The organism is Citrobacter sp. Cpo091 (genome assembly GCF_030332645.1).
In the GTDB taxonomy this organism is placed as follows: domain Bacteria; phylum Pseudomonadota; class Gammaproteobacteria; order Enterobacterales; family Enterobacteriaceae; genus Citrobacter; species Citrobacter portucalensis.
On the sequence record NZ_JAOWHL010000031.1, the window covers coordinates 134380 to 149550 of the forward strand.

Here is a 15171-nt window from a genome sequence, read left to right on the forward strand (position 1 = left end):
AGCATTTCCCCTTACTCCCCATTTTTTTACTCTCTAGTCTCAACTTGTCAATTCATAATGTAGTTTATAAAATACATGGAACGTCATCATGGAAATTCTTCAGACAATGGTTTTCCGGCGTTGGGAGCAAAACCTACGGGACAGGAGAGCTAAAACGCTCATTGCCACACGCCTTTTTCGTCTGGCTAATGGTTTAGCTGGTGATGTTAAACCTGTTGGGGAAGGCGTCAGCGAAATGCGCATTTCTTACAGTCCTGGCTACAGGATTTACTTTAAACAGCAAGGTTGCCGCATCATCATTTTGTTATGTGGGGGCGATAAAAGCTCACAAGCCAACGATATTACTCTTGCAAAAATGCTCGCCCGTACACTGGATTCACAGGAGATCTTCTGCCATGAATAAACTTACTCACTACGATCCCGCGACTGCGCTGGTTGATGATGAAGAAATTGCCGTGTTTATGGCCGATGCCCTCGAAACAGGCGATGCAGCATACATTGCAAAAGCACTGGGCGTGGTAGCTCGCGCTAAGGGAATGGCGAACATTGCGGCAGAAACGGGATTATCCCGCGAGCAGCTTTATCTCTCTTTTAGTGAGAAAGGTAACCCGACGCTGAAAACCACCCTTGCAGTGATGAAGGTACTCGGCATTGAATTGACACTTAAAAAATAGCCTCAGCTTCTATCTCCCCCTTCCAACATCGTGAGCCATATCAGTAAGGCGTTAGCCTGATAGTGGTAGCATTAGCGCGGTTTGTAATTTTCTGATTACATGGAGAAATGATGGAACTGCTTTTATTGAGTAACTCGACGCTGCCGGGCAAAGGCTGGATGGAACATGCGCTGCCGCTGATTGCTGAACAACTGAATGGTCGCCGTACGGCGGTGTTTATTCCGTTCGCTGGCGTGACGCAAACCTGGGATGAGTACACGGCGAAAACGGCAGCCATCTTTGCGCCAATGGGCGTCAACGTTACGGGTATTCATACCGTTGCCGACCCGATTGCCGCTATTGAAAACGCAGAGCTGGTGATTGTCGGCGGGGGTAATACCTTCCAGTTACTGAAAGAAAGCCGCGAGCGCGGTCTGTTGGCCCCGATTGTGGATGTCGTCAAACGCGGTGCGCTGTACATCGGCTGGAGCGCAGGTTCCAACCTTGCCTGCCAGACCATCCGCACTACCAACGACATGCCGATTGTCGATCCAAAAGGTTTTGATGCGCTGGGTCTGTTCCCGCTGCAGATTAACCCACACTTCACCAACGCGCTGCCGGAAGGCCATAAAGGCGAAACGCGTGAACAGCGTATCCGCGAGCTGCTGGTTGTGGCACCGGAGCTGACGGTGATTGGCCTGCCGGAAGGGAACTGGATTAAGGTAAGTAACGGTCAATCCGTGCTCGGCGGCCCGAACACCACGTATATCTTTAAAGCGGGTGAAGAAGCGGTTGCTGTTGAAGCGGGCCACTGCTTTTAGTTGATTTGTTGCCTGATGCCGGATGGCGCCTTCACCTTATCCGGGCTACAACTGTAGGCCTGATAAGCGCAGCGCCATCAGGCAGTTCAGCGCACATTGCCGGATGCGGCTTCGCCTTATCCGGCCTACCGGACTGCGCCATCGGGCAATATTTCACCTGTCCTCATTAGTAATCATCCCGCTCATCGTCTTCATCCGGCTGTTCCAGCACGCTGTAAGCCACGGAGCAAAACAGCGAGTTCAGACGCTGCATATCGCCCAACAGCGCCAGGTGCAAGGAGCTGGTCTCGATGCTCTGCACGTTCTGCTGATGCAGACGGTCAACGTGCGCATGCGAATAACGACGATTGAGAATACGGAAGCGGTGCTTGCTGCGACGCAGACGACGGGCACTGGTCACATCTCCTGAGAAGAACACTGACATCGCCAGCTGCAGATTGCTGAGCAACTGATCGTAGAGCGCATCCAGTTCTTTCAGCCCTTCGACAGAGAATGCCCGGCGAGCGGCCAGCGACTTATCGGCTATCTCGCTGCCCATACGTTCGACAATATCGGAAGCCTGCTCAAGGTTGAGCGACATTTCGATAATCTCCGCCCAACGGCGCGATTCCTCTTCCGCCAGCTCATCCTTTGGCATCCGCGCCAGATAGAGCTTAATTGCCGTGTACAGCACGTTAATATCATCCGCCATCCTGCGCAGCTCTTTCTCTTCACGCGGTTCGCCGTGCATTACTTTCTTCAGCCCGTCCATCATCTGCTCCATCGCGTCACCGATACGCAGGGCTTCACGGGCGGCATTGGCCAGAGCGAGCGTCGGCGTATCCAGCGCGCTGACGTCCAGATGTTTGGGTTTCAGATGTGCATCCAGCTCCGGCTCATCGCGGATGATGCGCTTACAAAAACGCGCCATCGGTTCGGCGAACGGCACCATCGCCACGCAGCGCACCAGGTTGTAGAAGACGTGGAAGTAGATAACCAGTTCAGATTTCGGCAGCGGCAGTTCATCCATCAGATTGGCCAGCGGATGAACAAACGGCAGGATAATCAGGCTCCCCACCAGCTTAAACAGCAGGCTACCGAGCGCCACACGGCGTGCTGCGGCGTTAGCGGCGCTGTTATTCAACATCGCCAGCAGGCCGGACCCGAGGTTGGCGCCAATCACCAGACACAACGCCACCGGGAACGAGATAATACCTGCCGCGGTCAGCGTGGCCGTCAGCAGCACCGCCGCCAGACTGGAGTAACTGATAATCGCAAACATGGCGCCAATCAGCGCATCGAGCATAATATCGCCGGTGAGCGAGGCAAAAATAACCTGTACACCATTAGCCTGGGTGATCGGCGTTACCGCCTGCACAATCAGCTCCAGCGCCAGCAAAATCAACCCCAGCCCAATACCGACCCGCCCCAGTTGCCCCACGCGGGACTGCTTACGGCCGAGAAAGAAGATCACGCCGATAAAAATCAGCAGTGGTGACAGCCAGGAGAGATCGAAGGTCAGGATACGCGCCATCAGCGCGGTCCCCACGTCGGCGCCGAGCACTATGACCAGCGCAGGGGTAAGCGCCACGAGATCTTGTGCAACAAACGAGGTCACCAGCATGGTGGTGGCGTTGCTGCTTTGCACCAGCGCCGTTACGCCGATACCCGCACAAAAGGCGAGCGGCTTCTTTTCAACACTACGGCTGAGCACGGTACGCAAACGGGCGCCGAAGACGCGCATCACGCCGGTACGCACAATATGCGTACCCCAAACCAGCATAGATACAGCAGAAAGCAGGTGTAACAGAGTTAACACGGAATCAGGTTCTCCTTATTTTTATGGTTTTTTGAGGCTCATTTGCCTGATGGCGCTGCGCTTATCAGGCCTACAAATCATCCCTATGTAGGCCGGATAAGGCGTTTACGCCGCCATCCGGCAACGGCCCCCTTTCAGTATAAGGGTTTAAACGTAATAAAGAGACAGGGCACTCATTGAGCGCCCTGTTTGTTGTAAAGAAAGATGACAGTTTTGTGAATCAGTCGGCGTCATAGCCGAGGTTCGGCGCTAACCAGCGCTCCACTTCCGCCACGCTCATCCCTTTACGGAAGGCATAATCTTCAACCTGATCGCGCTGGATTTGCGCCACGGCGTAGTACTTGCTGTCCGGATGACTGAAATACCAGCCGGAAACCGACGCGCCTGGCCACATGGCGAAGGATTCGGTGAGCTTCATCCCGGTGTGCGCTTCCACATCCAGCAGTTCCCAGATGGTGGCTTTTTCGGTGTGTTCCGGGCACGCCGGATAGCCTGGTGCCGGGCGAATCCCCTGGTAGTTTTCGCGGATCAGCTCCTCGTTACTGAGGTTCTCATTCGCCGCATAGCCCCAGTAGACTTTACGCACGCGCTCATGCAGATATTCTGCGAACGCTTCCGCCAGACGGTCAGCAATCGCTTTCACCATGATCTTGTTGTAGTCGTCATGCTGGGCTTCGAAGGCGTCCGCCAGCGCATCTTCCTCCAGCCCCCCGGTCACCGCGAAAGCACCGATATAATCCGCTTTGCCGCTCAGTTTCGGCGCAACAAAGTCAGACAGGCAGTAGTTGGCGAAACCGACTTTTTCCGTCTGCTGGCGCAGATGATGACTCACGTTGATGACGTGCGTACGCGTCTCGTCACGGTAAATCTCGATGTCGTCACCCACGCGGTTTGCCGGGAATAACCCCACCACGCCGCGCGGATTCAGGGTCTTCTCAGCGCTGAGTTTATCCAGCATGTCGTTGGCGTCTTTGAACAAGCGCTTCGCCTCTTCTCCTACTACCTCATCTTCGAGAATGCGCGGGTATTTCCCGGCCAGCGACCAGGTCATAAAGAACGGCGTCCAGTCGATGTAGTTGCGCAGAGTTTCGATGCTGGCTTCCACTTCCTGCACGCCCAGACGGTGCGCCACCGGCGGGGTGTAGTTTTCCCAGTCGAAGGCCAGATCGTTGTCGCGGGCAGCCTGTAACGTTACTGGCGGGGTACGCGGTTTCTTACGCGCATGCTGGATACGCACGGTTTCGTACTCTTTACGCGTACGGGCGACAAAGTCATCACGCTGGGTGTCAGAGAGCAGCGCAGCCACCACGCCAACGGTACGCGAGGCGTTCTGCACGTACACCGTCGGGCCGCTATAGTTCTGCTCAATTTTTACCGCCGTGTGCGCTTTTGAGGTGGTCGCACCACCAATCAGCAGCGGAATAGTGAAGCCCTGACGCTCCATCTCTTTCGCCACGTTGACCATTTCGTCCAGCGACGGGGTAATCAGCCCAGATAGGCCAATCAGATCGGCATTCACTTCACGCGCCGTTCTGAGGATTTTCTCCGCGGGCACCATCACGCCAAGATCGACGATTTCGTAGTTGTTACATTGCAGCACCACGCCGACAATGTTTTTGCCGATATCGTGCACATCGCCCTTCACGGTCGCGATGACCATTTTGCCGTTGCTGGAGCCTTTCTCTTTGCTGGCCTCAATGTACGGTTCGAGGTACGCCACCGCCTGCTTCATCACGCGGGCGGATTTCACCACCTGCGGCAGGAACATTTTGCCCTCGCCGAACAGATCGCCAACGACGTTCATGCCATCCATCAGCGGTCCTTCAATAACTTCGATCGGACGCGCAGCCTGCTGGCGCGCTTCCTCGGTATCCAGCTCAATAAACTCGGTAATGCCTTTCACCAGCGAGTATTCGAGGCGCTTTTTCACGTCCCAGGTGCGCCACTCCGCCATCTGGGCATTCGCCGTGTCGTCGGTTTTACTGCCGCGATATTTCTCTGCCAGCTCCAGCAGTCGTTCGGTGCCATCGTCACGACGGTTGAGGATCACATCTTCAACAGCATCGCGCAGCTCGGCGGGCAAGTCGTCGTAAATAGCCAGCTGTCCGGCGTTGACGATCCCCATGTCCATGCCGTTGCGAATGGCGTAGTAGAGGAATACCGCATGAATGGCTTCACGTACCGGGTCGTTGCCACGGAACGAGAATGAAACGTTAGAAACGCCGCCGGAGATCAGTGCGTGCGGCAGCTCGCGTTTGATGTCTTCACACGCGCCGATAAAGTCCTGCGCGTAATTGTTGTGCTCATCAATACCGGTCGCGACGGCAAAGATGTTCGGGTCGAAGATGATGTCTTCCGGCGGGAAGCCCACCTCTTCGGTAAGAATTTTGTACGCCCGGCGGCAGATCTCGATTTTACGTGCGCGGGTGTCGGCCTGCCCTTGCTCGTCAAAGGCCATCACCACCACCGCGGCACCGTAGCGACGCAGCAGCTTCGCGTGCTGGATAAAGGTCTCAACCCCCTCTTTCATCGAGATGGAGTTAACGATGCCTTTACCCTGAATGCACTTCAACCCTTTCTCGATAACATCCCATTTCGAGGAGTCGATCATAATCGGTACGCGGGCGATATCCGGCTCACCGGCGATCAGGTTGAGGAAACGCACCATTGCCGCTTCGGCGTCGAGCATCCCCTCATCCATGTTGATATCGATGATCTGCGCGCCGCTTTCCACCTGCTGACGAGCGACGTCCAGCGCTTCGCTGTATTTCTCTTCTTTGATCAGGCGTTTAAACTTCGCCGAACCGGTGACGTTGGTACGCTCGCCAACGTTCACAAACAAGCTGTCGTCGCCGATGTTCAGCGGCTCAAGGCCGGAAAGGCGGCAGGCAACCGGGATTTCCGGCAAGCGGCGCGGCGGTAAGCCATCCACTGCGCGGCTCATGGCGGCGATATGTTCCGGCGTGGTGCCGCAGCAGCCACCGACGATATTCAGGAAACCGGCCTCAGCCCACTCGCGAATCTGCGCCGCCATGGTGTCGGCGTCGAGATCGTATTCACCAAAGGCGTTCGGCAGACCGGCGTTCGGGTGCGCGGTGACGTAGCATTCAGCAATGCGCGACAGTTCCTGCACGTACTGGCGCAGCTCGTCCGGGCCTAAGGCGCAGTTCAGACCGAAGGTCAGCGCATCGGCGTGGCGCAGGGAGTTGTAGAATGCTTCGGTAGTCTGGCCGGAGAGCGTACGCCCGGAAGCATCGGTGATGGTGCCGGAGAGCATAATCGGCAGCTCAACGCCCAGCGCTTCAAATTCGGTTTTAACCGCGAAAATAGCGGCTTTGGCGTTCAGAGTATCGAAGACGGTTTCAATCAGGATCAGGTCACTGCCGCCTTCCACCAGCGCTTTGGTGGATTCACGGTAGGCGGCCACCAGCTGATCAAAGGTAATGTTGCGGTAAGCCGGGTCGTTAACATCAGGCGAGATAGACGCCGTACGGTTCGTTGGGCCGAGCACGCCCGCGACGTAGCGCGGTTTTTCCGGCGTGCGCGCCGTCCATTCGTCAGCCGCCGCACGCGCCAGTTTGGCTGCCGCAAAGTTGATTTCCGCCGACAGGGATTCCATCTGGTAATCCGCCATGGCGATAGTCGTCGAGTTAAAGGTGTTGGTTTCGATGATATCCGCGCCCGCCTCAAAGTAGGCGTTATGGATGGCGGCGATGACCTCCGGTTTGCTGAGCACCAACAAGTCGTTGTTACCTTTCAGATCGCACGGCCAGTCGGCAAAGCGTTCGCCGCGGAAATCCTCTTCGCTCAGACGATATCCCTGGATCATGGTGCCCATACCGCCGTCCAGCACCAGAATACGTTCATTTAACTGCTGACGTAATTGTTCTACTTTGCTGCTCACACTCGCTCCCGACAACGCTCAACCAGACCGAAAAAAACTCAACAGGTCATACTGGCACAAACCTGAGAGGCGGAAAAGAGAACAACGGCCAACATGAGACATGTTCAGCTTCACTCATCCGATCAGTACAGGAATTCTTGCATTATAATTGAATAAAACGAAAATGATTTCCACGATACAGAAAAGGAGTCTGCCATGGTAGCCACTGTCCCCGCGAAACGCGGTAGAAAACCCGCCGCCGCTACTGCGCCTGCAACCGGGCAGGTTCAGTCTCTGACCCGCGGTCTGAAGCTGCTGGAGTGGATTGCGGAATCCAACGGCAGCGTGGCGTTGACCGAGCTGGCGCAGCAGGCTGGCCTGCCAAACTCCACGACTCACCGTTTGCTGACCACCATGCAGCAGCAGGGTTTTGTCCGTCAGGTCGGTGAATTAGGCCACTGGGCCGTAGGTGCGCATGCGTTCATCGTCGGCAGCAGCTTTTTGCAAAGCCGTAATTTGCTGGCGATTGTCCACCCGATCCTGCGCAAGCTGATGGAAGACTCCGGTGAGACGGTAAACCTCGCCGTGCTGGATCAAAGCGACCATCAGGCCATTATTATCGACCAGGTGCAGTGCACCCAGCTGATGCGCATGTCCGCGCCTATCGGCGGCAAGCTGCCGATGCACGCCTCCGGTGCGGGTAAGGCGTTTTTATCCCAACTGAGCGAAGAACAAGTGACTGGCCTGCTGCACCGTAAAGGCCTGCATGCTTATACACACGCCACGCTGGTGTCGCCAGTGCATCTGAAAGAGGATTTGGCCCAGACGCGCAAGCGCGGCTATTCCTTTGATGATGAGGAACATGCGCTGGGTCTGCGCTGCGTGGCGTCGTGCATTTATGACGAGCACCGCGAGCCGTTCGCTGCGATTTCCATTTCCGGACCCATTTCGCGTATTACCGACGATCGCGTGACCGAGTTTGGCGCCATGGCGATCAAAGCGGCGAAAGAAGTAACGCTGGCGTACGGCGGATTTCGCTAAGATGGGGTTGCCGGGTGGCGGCTACGCCTTACCCGGCCTGCTATCCAGGGTTAGGGCAGATTTGTAGGCCTGATAAGCGTAGCGCATCAGGCACGGCGCACATTGCCGGATGGCGGCGCAAGTGCCTTATCCGGCCTACGGTCGGTTTCATAACGCACGCTGAACCGCTGCCGACGTCGGTAGGCGTAAACATCTTCCACGTGACCGTTTTTGATGCGCGTCTGTAGGCCGCGCCAGTAGTCAGCGCTGAACAGGTCAGCGTGCATCTCTTCAAATAGCGGCCCTATACGCGGGTCGGCACATAGCCAGTGACGAAATTCTTCCGGGAAGACATCTCCCGGCGATACGCTGTACCACGGCTCAGCGCTCATCTCATCTTCCGGGTAGCGTGGCGGCGGGATATGGCGGAAATTCACCTCAGTCATGTAGCAGATTTCATCGTAATCGTAGAACACCACACGCCCGTGGCGGGTCACGCCGAAGTTCTTAAACAGCATATCGCCGGGGAAAATATTGGCGGCGGCCAGCTGACGAATGGCGTTGCCGTACTCTTCAATGGCATCGCGCAGTTGCTGACCTTCGACCTGCTCCAGCCAGATATTCAGCGGTACCATCCGTCGTTCAATATACAGATGGCGAATGACAATCTGATCGCCGAGATCGGTAATTTTTTCCGGGGCTTCCTGCAATAACAGCGCCATCAGCGCCGGATCGATTTGCCGTTTCTCCAGCACAAAATTCTCGAATTCCTGGGTGTCAGCCATCCGCCCAACACGATCGTGTTCTTTGACCAGTTGATAGCAGGCGCGGACGTGGGCGGCAGACATCTCTTTTTGCGGGGCAAATTTGTCTTTGATGATTTTAAACACCCGGTCAAAACCCGGCAGCGTAAACACCAACATCACCATGCCGCGGATCCCTGGCGCTTCAATAAATTGCTCATCGCAATGGGCAAGATAGAGCAGATATTCGCGGTAACTTTCGGTCTTCGCGTGTTTCTGACAGCCAATCGCCATGTACAGTTCGGCGGTGGTTTTACCGGGCAGGATCTCGCGCAGCCACTCCACCAGCGCCGCGGGCAAAGGGGCGTAAACCATAAAATAGGAGCGGGCGAAGCCAAACACAATGCTCGCCTCCGCCGTCGTGGTCAGACAGGTATCGACAAACAATTCGCCTTCATCAGTCCGGTGGATTGGCAGTAAAAACGGTAGCGTCCCCGAAGGAGTAATCAGCTTACCGACCAGCCAGGCGGCCTTGTTGCGATAAAACAGTTCGTTCGCCACCTGTAAATGGCAGCCCGACAACACATCCGCTCCCAGGGTTTCGGTCAGGTGTTCGATGATGTAGTGGATATCACGATGTTTGTTCTGCCACGGCAGACGCAGGGGCAGATCGCTAAGGACGCGCGTCAGCAGCCACTCCCAGCCGGTATCCGGAAAAAAGTCTTTCGCCAGGGGACGTGGGATCGTGCGAAAACGGCGCTCTGGCTGAGAACTGAAAATAAACAGCCGCTCGGGAGTCAGCGAGCGGTGGTCAAATAACCGACAGTAAACGGAGTTAAAGAAACTCTCCGCAATCTCGAAGCGCGGGTAATCCGGCAGTAGCCGGGTGTAATGCTCTTTCACGCGAAGTAAAAAATCCGCGTCGGTACTTTTGCCGTCAGTAATGCAGCGCAACTGCTCCACCACCAGACCCACGTGATGATCGTAAAGGTGAATACGGCTTTTCATCGCCTGCTGAACCGCATGCCAGTCGGCATGTTCAAAACGCTGCTGCGCGCCGGAGGTGACTTCCAGAAAACGCCCGTACTGGGCGTCGAAACCTTGCAAGATAGTCTGAGCAATCAGTAATTCCAGGCCACGCGTCATCAATGTCTCCCATCCGGCACAACGTCATGCCGGATGGCGCGTTCGCTTATCCGGCCTACATCCCTTCGTAGGCCCGGTAAGCGCAGCGCCACCGGGCATTAATCAAAACTGCGATTCTTCGGTCGAGCCGGTCAGCGCGGTCACCGAGGAAGCTCCGCCCTGAATGATGGTGGTGACTTTGTCGAAGTAACCTGTGCCCACTTCCTGCTGATGGGAGACGAAGGTGTAACCGTCTTTAGCTGCCGCAAATTCTGGCTGCTGAACCTTCTCAACATAATGGCGCATGCCTTCACCCTGCGCATAGGAGTGCGCGAGGTCGAACATGTTGAACCACATGCTGTGGATACCCGCCAGGGTAATAAACTGGTATTTGTAACCCATATCCGACAGCTGCTGCTGGAAGCTGGCGATGGTTTTGTCATCCAGGTTTTTCTGCCAGTTAAACGACGGCGAACAGTTGTAAGCCAGCAGTTTGCCTGGGTATTTCGCGTGGATCGCATCGGCAAAGCGCTTCGCCAGTTCAAGGTCCGGCGTGGAGGTTTCACACCACACCAGATCCGCATACGGTGCGTAGGCCAGACCACGGCTGATCGCCTGCTCAATACCCGCATGCGTACGGTAGAACCCTTCGCTGGTACGTTCGCCAGTGATGAACTCGCTGTCGTATGGGTCGCAATCAGACGTAATCAGATCGGCTGCGTCGGCATCGGTACGTGCAATCACCAGCGTCGGCACACCCATGACGTCGGCTGCCAGACGGGCGGCCACCAGTTTCTGGATAGCTTCCTGCGTCGGAACCAGCACTTTGCCGCCCATGTGACCACATTTTTTCACCGATGCGAGCTGATCTTCGAAGTGAACAGCCGCTGCACCAGCCTCAATCATCGATTTCATCAGTTCAAACGCGTTCAGTACGCCGCCAAACCCTGCTTCCGCATCGGCAACGATCGGCAGGAAGTAATCGACATAGCGAGGATCGTTCGGCTCAATACCGGTTGACCATTGGATCTGATCGGCACGACGGAATGTGTTGTTGATCCGATCAACCACCGCCGGGACGGAGTTCGCCGGATACAGCGATTGGTCCGGGTACATGCTGGATGCCAGGTTGGCATCTGCCGCCACCTGCCAGCCTGAAAGGTAGACCGCTTCAATACCGGCTTTCGCCTGCTGCAGCGCCTGACCGCCGGTCAGCGCGCCGAGGCTGTTGATATAACCTTTCTTCGATTCGCCGTGCAGCAGACGCCACATTTTCGCCGCGCCAAGCTGCGCCAGCGTGCATTCCGGGTTGACCGAGCCACGTAATTTCACCACTTCCTCCGCGCTATATGGACGGGTGATGCCTTCCCAGCGCGGTTGAGTCCATTCTTTCTGTAATTCTTCGATTTGTTGAGTACGGGTTTTCATGTGCAGATGCTCCATATTGTTATGTGGTGAATTACGCCAGCAGGCGGTAGCCTGGCAGGGTCAAGAAATCGATCAGTTCATCAGAGGTAGTGATTTGCTCCATCAGGCGCGCGGCATCGTCAAAACGCCCGCTGCTGTAGCGGTGTTCGCCCAGCTCGTCCTGAATCACCAGCATCTCTTCGGCCAGCATCTGACGGAACAGCGGTTTGGTAACCGGCTTGCCGTTGCTGAGCGTCTTCTCGTGGTGGATCCACTGCCAGATGGAGGTACGGGAGATTTCGGCGGTGGCCGCGTCTTCCATCAGACCGTAAATCGGTACGCAGCCGTTACCGGAGATCCACGCTTCGATGTACTGCACCGCGACACGGATATTGGCGCGCATGCCTTCTTCAGTACGCTCACCTTCACAAGGTGCCAGCAGTTGCTCTGCGGTAATCGGGGCATCTTCTTCACGGGTCACGAACAGCTGATTTTTGTTTTCACCGAGTACGTCGTTGAACACCGCCATGGCGGTATCTGCCAGTCCCGGATGGGCAATCCATGTGCCGTCATGACCGTTATTCGCTTCCAGTGCTTTGTCCGCTTTTACCTTGGTCAGAACCTGGTTGTTACGCTCCGCATCTTTGCTGGGAATGAACGCAGCCATGCCGCCCATAGCGAATGCGCCACGTTTATGACAGGTTTTAATCAGCAGACGCGAATAGGCGCTGAGGAATGGCTTATCCATCGTCACCACCTGACGGTCCGGCAGCACGCGATCCGGGTGGTTCTTCAGCGTTTTGATATAGCTAAAAATGTAGTCCCAACGACCGCAGTTCAGACCCACAATGTGGTCACGCAGGGCGTGCAGAATTTCGTCCATCTGGAAGACGGCAGGCAGCGTTTCAATCAGCAGGGTCGCTTTAATGGTGCCGCGCGGCAGGTTAAAGCGGTCCTCTGCATAGCTGAACACTTCGCTCCACCATGCCGCTTCTTGCCAGGCCTGCGTTTTTGGCAGATAGAAATAAGGGCCGCTGCCTTTCGCCAGCAACGTTTTGTAGTTGTGGAAGAAATAGAGGGCAAAGTCGAACAGGCTGCCCGGGATAGATTCGCCACGCCAGGTGACGTGTTTTTCCGGCAGATGCAGACCACGAACGCGACATACCAACAGAGCCGGATTAGGCTTGAGCTGATAAATTTTACCCGCTTCGTTGGTGTAGCTAATGGTGCCATTGACCGCATCGCGCAGGTTGATCTGCCCGTCGATAACTTTGCTCCACTCAGGAGCCAGTGAATCTTCGAAGTCAGCCATAAAGACTTTGACGTTCGCGTTCAGCGCGTTGATGACCATCTTGCGCTCAACGGGTCCGGTGATCTCTACGCGGCGATCCAGTAAATCATCAGGAATTCCGCGAATTTTCCAGTTACCTTCACGAATGGAAGCTGTTTCCGAAATAAAATCAGGCAACTTACCGTCATCAATATCCTGCTGCTGCTGGATACGTGCAGCCAGAAGTTTATTCCGCTTTGGCGTAAATCTTGTCACCAGTTCAGTCAGAAACTCCACTGCTTCAGCGGTCAGAATTTGTTGTTCCTGTTCGCCACACGGCCTGGTGAAGACCAGTTCATCGGTTGTCGTTGCCTGTTGATTCATTGCGTAGTTCCTCGTCATTGATCCAAACACATCCCCAATGCGAACGAAGGATCGTTGTGCGCTTTTCGTTCAGCACAACTAAGACTACTCATTTAAATCTCAAAATCAAAAACAATTTCCATTTTTAATTTAATTATCAATTAACCTATTGATAACAATATAAATAAAATTTAATTACACGATGAGGTGCGTTTCGGAAATAAAAAAGGCACCCGAAGGTGCCTGATTCAATATGCTGAAACGCTTAAGGATCGTCTGCTACAGAAGATTAATCCAGCGTTGGATTCATGTGACGCAGATCATATGGCGTGATCTGGTAGACGTAATAGTTAAGCCAGTTGGTAAACAACAGATTACCGTGGCTACGCCAGGTTGCCCGCGGTTTGTTTTGCGGGTCATCTTTCGGGAAATAGTTATAGGGTACTTCCGGCGATAAGCCCGCTTCGACGTCACGAAAATATTCGCTGCCGAGTGTATGGTCGTCATACTCAGGATGACCCGTCACGAAGGCGATACGTTTGTCTTTGCTGGCAAACAGGTAGGCATCTCCCTCTTCGGTTTCAGCAAAGATCTCGAGATCGGTGTAGTCGCGGATAAGCGCTGCAGGGAAATCAGCATAGCGCGAATGCGGGGCCAGGAACGCATCATCGAATCCACGCGTCAGTAGCGCATGAGGGTGCAGAATATGGTGCTCATAGACGCCTGAGAGTTTGTCCGTGCGGGTTTGCTTGGGAATTCCGTACAGGATATTCAACGCGGCCTGCACCGCCCAACAGACAAATAGCGTCGAGGTAACGTGATCTTTGGCCCATTCAAGCACTTGCTTAATCTGCGGCCAGTAAGCCACATCATTAAATTCAACCAGGCCCAACGGGGCGCCGGTCACGATCAATCCGTCAAAGTTCTGATCGCAGATATCCTCGAAATTACAGTAAAAGTTATTCAGATGCTCCGTTGGGGTGTTGCGTGACTCGCGGGCATCGATGCGCAATAGCTGAACATCTACCTGCAGCGGTGAGTTAGACAGTAAGCGCAGGAACTGGTTTTCCGTTTCAATCTTCTTGGGCATCAGGTTGAGGATGAGCACCTTCAGTGGACGAATTTCCTGACCGGAAGCGCGGGATGTCGTCATCACGAAGACGTTTTCCTCACGCAAAAAATTGACGGCGGGTAGCTCGTCCTGCACGCGAATTGGCATAACCTGATAACCTCACAACATACGTTTAAACGTTTAGACATCCAGATAGCTGAAGATACCCAGGAATCATGCGAATGTCGAGCCTGCATCCTCAAGTTGAGAAAGTTTCACGGCTCCTTGCTGTAGAATAGTGCAGTAAAGAAAAAAAGGAGAATGCTATGAACCTTACCATTCGTCGTTCGCGTCAGGACGAAGGAGATAAGTTAGTTTCTATTTGGTGTCGCTCAGTAGATGCCACGCACCATTTCCTCTCTGCGGATTATCGGATTGAGCTGGAGGAGCTGGTACGTTCATTTTTACCAGAAGCCCCTCTGTGGGTTGCAGTGACAGAACAGGATGAGCCCGTCGCTTTTATGCTCCTGACCGACCAGCATATTGATGCTTTGTTTGTCGATCCGGATGTGCGTGGTAGTGGTGTTGGTAAACTGCTGATTGAACATGCTTTATCAATGAGTTCAACGCTAACAACCAACGTTAACGAGCAGAATGAGCAAGCGGTTGGATTCTATAAGAAGATGGGATTTAGCGTGACGGGACGTACAGAGGTGGACGATCTCGGACGACCGTACCCGTTACTCAACCTCGTACGCGGGTAGCAGGACTAGCTTTTGTAGGCCGGATAAGGCGATACGCCGCATCCGGCAATGTACCGCCGCGTTGCCTGATGCGCTGCGCTTATCAGGCCTACAAAATACGTTCAGCCCGGCCCCTGTAGGCCGGATAAGGCGGTACGCCGCATCCGGCGGTTTTCATTCCGCACAGACGCAAAAAAGCCCATCCGTCAGGATAGGCTTCTTCACTAAATTAATGCCTGGCAGTTTATGGCGGGCGTCCTGCCCGCCACCCTCCGGGCCGTTGCTGCGCAACGT

Annotated in this window: 11 protein-coding genes; 5 read left to right on the top strand and 6 right to left on the bottom strand. The window is 54.8% G+C overall.

Going from position 1 to position 15171, the window contains the following annotated elements; genetic code table 11:
- Positions 1-85: 85 nt before the first annotated feature.
- From OGY04_RS10025 to pepE, 3 genes are all read left to right on the top strand, one after another.
- Positions 86-403 (top strand): type II toxin-antitoxin system RelE/ParE family toxin, encoded by a 318-nt coding sequence (locus OGY04_RS10025; protein WP_286585214.1) that lies wholly within the window; start codon positions 86-88, stop codon positions 401-403.
- Positions 396-674, top strand: a complete 279-nt coding sequence (locus OGY04_RS10030) for an addiction module antidote protein (protein ID WP_286585212.1) — start codon at positions 396-398, stop codon at positions 672-674. Before OGY04_RS10025 ends, OGY04_RS10030 begins: the two co-directional genes overlap by 8 nt.
- A 110-nt stretch (positions 675-784) precedes the next feature.
- Positions 785-1474, top strand: a complete 690-nt coding sequence (gene pepE / locus OGY04_RS10035) for a dipeptidase PepE (RefSeq protein ID WP_032942056.1) — start codon at positions 785-787, stop codon at positions 1472-1474.
- A gap of 166 nt (positions 1475-1640) precedes the next feature.
- On the opposite strand, the gene OGY04_RS10040 is transcribed toward pepE, so the two are convergent.
- Together OGY04_RS10040 and metH are read right to left on the bottom strand one after the other, a co-directional pair.
- Positions 1641-3272, bottom strand: coding sequence for a Na/Pi cotransporter family protein (locus OGY04_RS10040; RefSeq protein WP_048213962.1), 1632 nt, complete (start codon positions 3270-3272; stop codon positions 1641-1643).
- A 220-nt stretch (positions 3273-3492) separates the two neighbouring features.
- Complete coding sequence (gene metH, locus OGY04_RS10045; protein ID WP_286585213.1) at positions 3493-7176, bottom strand: methionine synthase; 3684 nt, start codon at positions 7174-7176, stop codon at positions 3493-3495.
- Between the two features lie 195 nt (positions 7177-7371).
- Here metH and iclR point away from each other — a divergent pair, with 195 nt between their 5' ends.
- The gene (gene iclR / locus OGY04_RS10050) at positions 7372-8196 is read left to right on the top strand and encodes a glyoxylate bypass operon transcriptional repressor IclR (RefSeq protein ID WP_003826510.1); all 825 of its coding nucleotides are present in this window, start codon (positions 7372-7374) and stop codon (positions 8194-8196) included.
- A gap of 86 nt (positions 8197-8282) precedes the next feature.
- Here the strand turns inward: iclR and aceK are convergent, their stop codons facing one another.
- From aceK to metA, 4 genes are all read right to left on the bottom strand, one after another.
- Positions 8283-10064 (bottom strand): bifunctional isocitrate dehydrogenase kinase/phosphatase, encoded by a 1782-nt coding sequence (aceK, locus tag OGY04_RS10055; RefSeq protein ID WP_003826508.1) that lies wholly within the window; start codon positions 10062-10064, stop codon positions 8283-8285.
- A gap of 102 nt (positions 10065-10166) precedes the next feature.
- A complete protein-coding gene (gene aceA, locus OGY04_RS10060; RefSeq protein WP_003826506.1) occupies positions 10167-11471 on the bottom strand; it encodes an isocitrate lyase in 1305 nt (434 codons plus the stop codon).
- Between the two features lie 31 nt (positions 11472-11502).
- The gene (aceB, locus tag OGY04_RS10065) at positions 11503-13104 is read right to left on the bottom strand and encodes a malate synthase A (protein ID WP_048215153.1); all 1602 of its coding nucleotides are present in this window, start codon (positions 13102-13104) and stop codon (positions 11503-11505) included.
- Between the two features lie 268 nt (positions 13105-13372).
- On the bottom strand, positions 13373-14302 hold the full coding sequence (gene metA, locus OGY04_RS10070) for a homoserine O-acetyltransferase MetA (protein WP_003826503.1): 930 nt from the start codon (positions 14300-14302) through the stop codon (positions 13373-13375).
- A gap of 158 nt (positions 14303-14460) precedes the next feature.
- On the opposite strand from metA, the gene OGY04_RS10075 reads away from it, so the two are divergent.
- Positions 14461-14898 carry an acetyltransferase gene (locus tag OGY04_RS10075; protein WP_003826501.1) on the top strand — a complete coding sequence of 146 codons (438 nt, stop codon included), beginning with the start codon at positions 14461-14463 and terminating at the stop codon, positions 14896-14898.
- Positions 14899-15171 lie beyond the last annotated feature (273 nt).